This window comes from Methanobrevibacter sp. (assembly GCF_015062935.1).
Classification (GTDB): domain Archaea; phylum Methanobacteriota; class Methanobacteria; order Methanobacteriales; family Methanobacteriaceae; genus Methanocatella.
On record NZ_SUTM01000041.1, the window covers coordinates 1 to 6,518 of the forward strand.

The window sequence follows — 6,518 nt, forward strand, 5'->3', positions numbered from 1 at the left end:
ACAGCAGGGATTGAGAACCGAGTTCTCACTGAACAAAAGACAGAGAAAGAGGTCCTATCTTGTCGCACGGTTTTTTCAAGTAACATAATATATAATTTTATTATGTATTATATATAAAATTATATTATGCAAAAAAATATAAAAGTAATAATAAATTTTATTATTACCTTTTACAATTAAAAATAGTTTTTGTTAGAGTTATATCCTGGAGATATATTTTTTGAAGTTAGCTATTATTCTTCTTTGTCCATTTGATCAAGTTCTTTTTGGAGGTCTGCAATTTGCATTTCTTTGTAGAATCTTTCGAACCTTCCAGTTTCAATGAGAAAAGCTGAAACTTCAAGAGCATCTCGATAGGTATAATTAGACTCTTTGATAATTTGCTTTTTATCTTCATCCATGTAGGATGAGGTATTATTTATATTGGCCATAGCTATTACAACCTGTATATAATAATTAATATAATATTTTATTATAACTTTTATATAAAATTATCAATTGTCCTCATGAGTAAAATTTTTAATTTTTCATAGCTATTGTTACCCATAGAATAATGAATGTTAGAGTCGATGAAATTAATAGATATATTTTTTCTTTTAATTTAATGAAATGACATTAACATTAACGGACACCATATTGGAATCAAATCTGATTTTAAACTGCGATATAGATGCAAGAGTTTAAAAAAGTAATTTTTGAATAGGTAATGTTGGGTGTTAATGTTAAAAAGATATGTTATGTTTCCAGTTGGAAAAGAAATATTGTATATTTTCTGAACTTTGTTGGTTAAATAATAAAAAAAGGGATTATTAGAATTTTGAAATCTATAATCCATATTTGAATTTAATTCTGTATTCTTGATTGATGGATTCTGTTTGAATGTATTCCCCTTTAATTAGCTCTGAAATTTTAGCTAAATCATCATCTGAAATCTTTTCATCATCAGATAATGGCAGGAAGAAAGTAATCTCATCATCCACAATCAGATAGTTTAAAAGCTTTGCTTCTCTTTTTTGGTATTTGCCAATAATCTCTTCAATTTTTCCTTCAATATCTTTGTCCAAATTAACCATATTCATTCACCTTTTATTGATTTTGCAAGTTCAACCCCTTTCTGGAATGCCTCTTCATAGATATCTTCATCGGGAACAAATACTGCGTCCATTGTATCAAATATTGTAAAGCCTGCACTTTCTAAATCTCTTTGGAGTTTAGCAATTGCTCCACCGCCCCATCCTTTGGATGAGAATATTAGCGCATTTTTTTCGCTGGTTGTACCTTTGAAATTTAGGCAGTCAAGCCAGTACATTAGGTTTCCAATTCTTGGGAAAGGTTTGTTCATCATTGTTGGAGCGCCTAAGGCTATTGCTTTTGAATCAAGAATGTCAGATACCACTTCTGATTCATAATCGCTTTCCATATGATACATTACAGCTTCGATGCCTTCACTCATTATGCCCTCAGCAATTTGGAATGCCAATTTCTCTGTGGAATGGTGCATCGTATCATAGACAATTGTAATCTTATCTTCACAAACTCCACTCGCCCAGTCTGAGTATGCCTGAATGATTTTTGATGGGTCTTTCCAGATTTGACCGTGGCATGGTGCAATCATTTTGATTTGCTCAACAATTCCTGCTTCAGTTAATTCCTGAAATTTCATCCTGAGCATCGGAGCGCCTAAAACCACAAGATTAGCGAAGAATTTTTTAGCGGCTTTTAAGATAAAGTCTTCAGAGTAATCTTCAGCATATCTTTTGGATAGGCATAAGTGCTGTCCGAAAGCATCATTTGAGAATAATATTCCTTCTTCAGCATACATTACAAACATGCTGTCTGGCCAGTGAAGCATAGGGGCTGATACAATAGCTAAAGTTTTACCACCCAAATTAATTTCATCACCTGTTTTTACAGTAGTGATTTCAACATCAGAGTAAGTATGGTACTGTTTTTCTAAAAATTCAGCACCTTTCGGAGATGCATAAACTTCAGCTTCAGGATATTTGTCAATGGTCTCCTTAAGTCCTATTGAATGGTCAAGTTCAGTGTGGCATTGGATAAATACATCAATCTTGTTTTCACAACCTTCTTTAGCGAATGCATCTTCAATCCGAGCATTCAATTGATCTATCATGCCGTCTGAGAATACATTATCAATCAATGCAACTTTCTCTTCACCAAATACCAGATAACAGTTGTAAGTTGTTCCAGGAATTGCAAATCCATGGAAACTTCTTGTGTTCCAATGAAGTGCACCAACCCAGTACACACCATCGGCTATTTTTACAGATTCCGCTTTCTCATAAATCACTTTTTAGTTATTTTTTTTTAAATGAGTTTAACATATTGAACTGTTTAATGAAATAATCATTGAAATTTTTGCACAGCGCTTCATACCTGTTGTTTACGCCAATTGCAGTTTCCGGCTTTACTGAATTGTTCTCACCTTCAAATCTTGCAAATGTCCCTACCAATTCCCTTCCATCACGTATCAACATTTTCATCATCGGCAAGTCCGCTTCAACTATTTCCAGATTGGACAATTTTGCTTTTTTGAATATATCAATTATTTCTATTTTTTCATTTTCCACATAACACTCTTTATTTGCAATGATTTTAATTTTAACAGATCTGGGAATGTGATTGAATGCTTTAATCATCATTTGCGCTTCGCCTTTAAGTAAAAATCCGGCTCTCAATGTAATTAGCTTCGATGCTTTTTTAATCACTTCCATTTCTTTTTCTAAAATGTTGTCTGTAGTGTGTATAAGCCATACTGGAGCCTGAACTTCTGAAGTATTGTTTAAATATAATTCTTCAAGCTTTTTTTCAGTTGATTGTAGCTCATCAATGAGATTTTCCTTTTCCTGTTTGAATATTACCGTAGGCTCTATGACAGTGTATCTTAAAGGTCGGCTTCTTGTGATTTCTACAAATCCTTTCTTTTCAAGTTGATTTAATATATCATAAATTCTAGAACGTGGCAGGTTGGATACTTCTGCAATTTCATCTGCCGGGCCAGTGATCATTTTAGTAAGTCCTATATATGCTTGAGCCTCATATCGGTTCAATCCAAGCTTTTTTAAAGAGTTTATCATTTTCTCCATCATATTCCTCTTATCCGTATGTTAAGATTATCTTTCAAAAGAATACTATTAATAAATCTTGTTACTTTTCATACAAATCTAGTGACATTATGATTTAAAAAAAATAAGCTGAAACTAGGTTTCAGCTTCTTTTTTCTTGTCTTTTTTGACAATAACCATTCTTTCGTTTTCTTCATCAACTTCCATAACAATCGGTTCTGCTTCAAGAGCACCCGGATCTTTTTCAACACATTCATTTATTTTAGATTGAATTGCTGCGATGTCTTCAGTGTCGATTAAATCAACAATCTCCAACTGTTTCTGGAATCTTTCAACACCCTCAAGAGGCAGATTTTCAACAAATGGGATTGCCCCTGTTGCACCAATGATTTTCTTTTTTTCGGCATCTGCACCGTTTTCATATAATGCTTTGAAACTCTGACCTGTGATGTGGCCCTGCACTTCCGCGCCGGCCAAAATGAAAAATCTTATGTTCGGATTTGAGACGATGTTTGCAACTACTTTTTCTATTCCTAAGTTTTCTGTTTTGCATGGTCCTGCAATGGCCGCTCCTGAAAGTTCCGCTTCAATATGGGAAGCAAGTGTTGCAACCGCTACTGGACTTTCAGGGTCTCCGACAATGTAATCTCCAGTTATTACCGGCCAATCAGCTGCAGGCGCTTTTTTATTAACCATAATTCATTCCTCCTAATAATTATAAATAAAACTACTTAATTATTATATTTAAATATTTTGTAACTTAAATAAGATTATTTGTATAAATGAATTGTTGGAGAGACTATTTTCCCATATCTTAAACCATGAAAACAGGAATTTATCAAAACATTTTCAAAACTAAGTTTTTCTGATAAGCTAAATAAAAAAGGAGGTTAACATCAACGTTAACTGCTCCACTCTTATGTTTCCATTAACATACGGTTGATAATTCAATAGCTATTTTTTTAGATTTGATTTAATGAGGTGACATTAACATTAACGGAAGCCCTTCCACAAATCAATCTTGTTTTCCACTGTGGTCGGATAAGATTGGAGGATTTCTCCTCCGCACTCTCCCTAGAACCGTACGTGTCCCTTTCAAGACATACGGCTCAAATAGACATTTATCTGAAATAATTCTTGGTTGAAAGTCGACGTTTATAAAAATACTCAGATTTACTTTTATCTAAAGGAGAATAATTGTATTTAACCATATTATGTCTTTCAATTTTAGTGTGAGACATTATATGTAATTGTTTTCCAGTCTTTGGGTCGGTTAAAATCCATCTACTCTGATGTTTATCTCCTTTCTTCGGTCTAGGGAAATATTTATTTGCTATCCACCTATGACCTTTATTACGATGTAGTCTTCTCAGAAATTTCCAAGTTTTAATCCAAATATAATAGTCAATACTCGAAAATGCTTTAGAGGAAGACATAGGCTTCCAAAATTCAACAATCCCGTCAATTACCGGATTGAGTCTGTCTATTAATTCTTCTACGTTATGACCTTTCATTTCATTGAAAACTTCCTTAATATTGGCTCTTGCTTTCTTCATGGAATCTTTAGAGGGTTTAATAATACATTTATCGTATTGTCTAACTGTAAAGCCTAGGAAATCAAATCCGTCGTAGGTGGTTGTAAAACCACTTTTATCTTCTGCGAGGATTAAACCTCTATCATCCAAGTATGGTTGAAGAATATCGGGAATAGCCTTTATATCTTCTTCATTTTTAGCAAAAATCAGAAAATCATCGGCGTATCTTACAATACGATAGTCTCCTTGAGTAAGTACTACTGGATAATTATCTTTACGTTGATATTCATGATAACTAATGTTTAAACATTCTTCAAGTCCATGTAAAGCAATATTAGCCAATAACGGAGATAATAAGCCACCTTGAGGTGTGCCTTGAGTTGTAGGGAAAAATTCACCATTATCTACATATCCTGCTTTAAGAAATTTCTCAACAACATTAACATACGGAAATCCTTCCAACTGTTTGAGAATAAAATCATGACTCAATGTGTCAAAACAAGCCTTAAAATCACCTTCAAACACATGAACAAACTTACGATGGCTAATACTGAAATGAATCCTTTCTATAGCATCATGGACTCTTCTGCCGGGTCTGAACCCATAACTGGTGGGTTCAAAACGACATTCCCACTGCGGTTCCAAAGCAATACGTATTAATTCTTGATAAACACGGTCAATAATAGTTGGAATACCAAGAGAACGCATTTTACCATTTTTCTTTGGAATATATGTCCGATATGTAGGTTTAGGATTATGTTTGTTAATATTCCAATTCTTTAATTTAACATACAGTTTTCCTCTTTGAGCATTACTCAAAATAACTTGTCCATCAATTCCTGGAGTTCTTCTACCTTTATTTATTTGAGTAACCCTTTTAATCGCCAATTTTAAAGCACTAGGGCTACGAACCAAAATTCTTTGTAAATTTCTTACTTTTCGACTATCACCATCTTTTTCAGCACGAAATATCCTAAATCGTTGTTTATCTACATACTTATTGACCTTATTCCAATCGGTTTCAGACCAAATAGTAGCGTATGATGTTGTGGACTCACAAACATTACTGTTTTGAGCATAACTCATCTTTTATCACCATCCTTTTAATAAACAAGTATTTCTAGTTTTATTTACACGTTGTCTACTCTTTGAAAGTCAGCCATGTTTCCATGCCACCCACGAGGGGAGGTATCCGTTCACAGTTAAACATATTCCCTGATTATCCTGCTGTCTTTCGACTATTAACGGCATTTGCTTTTTTTCAAAATCCTCTACCACCTGAAGAATTACACATCATTCACAATCCGCTTACCAAATTTTTTTTTGGACTCCAAATGGCTTACCGAGTTAATCTCCCATCAGATACGAATAAGGGAAGGTCCAACCTCTACACCGGCAATTATATGGGTTGTGCATATATAAGCATATATATAATGCTTATTTCCTAATTGCAATTGATAGTAGCATCCTATTGATGCAGTGTATCCCACCTATCATTCGTTCTCACGTTGCTTACAGTTGTTCACTTAAATTAACCATTCTTATTCTTCCTCTAGCCCTGAAACACGGATACTTTTGTTTCATTAGACATTTTTCTCATGCAACTTCCTAAGCTCGTTACCAAGTTAGGAATTTCAAAGGAGGAAATCCCAACACAACAGGGATTGAAACAACTCATAATAATGAGTATTTCACTGATACAAAGGTAGGGAATAAGGAGATCCTATCTCGTCGCACATATATATGAAAGGGTTTCAGAAAAGAAGTTTTTAATAACTGAACCCAACCGTTAATGTTAAAATGGATGTTAAGTTTCCAATAGCATATGTGGTTAAAGTTTAAAAAATTAGAAAAAAGAAATGATTATTGAATTAAGTGTTTTTCGACTAAATCCAAT

General features: G+C 33.7%; 5 protein-coding genes and 1 pseudogene. All 6 read right to left on the bottom strand.

Features of this window, described 5'->3' with window-relative positions; all coding sequences use genetic code 11:
• Positions 1-233: 233 nt before the first annotated feature.
• On the bottom strand, positions 234-431 hold the full coding sequence (locus tag E7Z81_RS11985) for a hypothetical protein (RefSeq protein WP_116592752.1): 198 nt from the start codon (positions 429-431) through the stop codon (positions 234-236).
• A gap of 393 nt (positions 432-824) precedes the next feature.
• Positions 825-1,073, bottom strand: coding sequence for a hypothetical protein (locus E7Z81_RS11990; RefSeq protein ID WP_292748152.1), 249 nt, complete (start codon positions 1,071-1,073; stop codon positions 825-827).
• A gap of 2 nt (positions 1,074-1,075) precedes the next feature.
• Complete coding sequence (locus E7Z81_RS11995) at positions 1,076-2,311, bottom strand: FprA family A-type flavoprotein (protein ID WP_292748154.1); 1,236 nt, start codon at positions 2,309-2,311, stop codon at positions 1,076-1,078.
• Positions 2,312-2,318: 7 nt separating this feature from the next.
• The gene (locus tag E7Z81_RS12000) at positions 2,319-3,107 is read right to left on the bottom strand and encodes a TrmB family transcriptional regulator (RefSeq protein ID WP_292748156.1); all 789 of its coding nucleotides are present in this window, start codon (positions 3,105-3,107) and stop codon (positions 2,319-2,321) included.
• A gap of 171 nt (positions 3,108-3,278) precedes the next feature.
• A pseudogene (gene mtrA, locus E7Z81_RS12005) lies at positions 3,279-3,782 on the bottom strand (tetrahydromethanopterin S-methyltransferase subunit A); the annotation flags it as partial.
• A 425-nt stretch (positions 3,783-4,207) separates the two neighbouring features.
• Complete coding sequence (gene ltrA / locus E7Z81_RS12010) at positions 4,208-5,707, bottom strand: group II intron reverse transcriptase/maturase (RefSeq protein WP_292748158.1); 1,500 nt, start codon at positions 5,705-5,707, stop codon at positions 4,208-4,210.
• Positions 5,708-6,518: the final 811 nt, after the last annotated feature.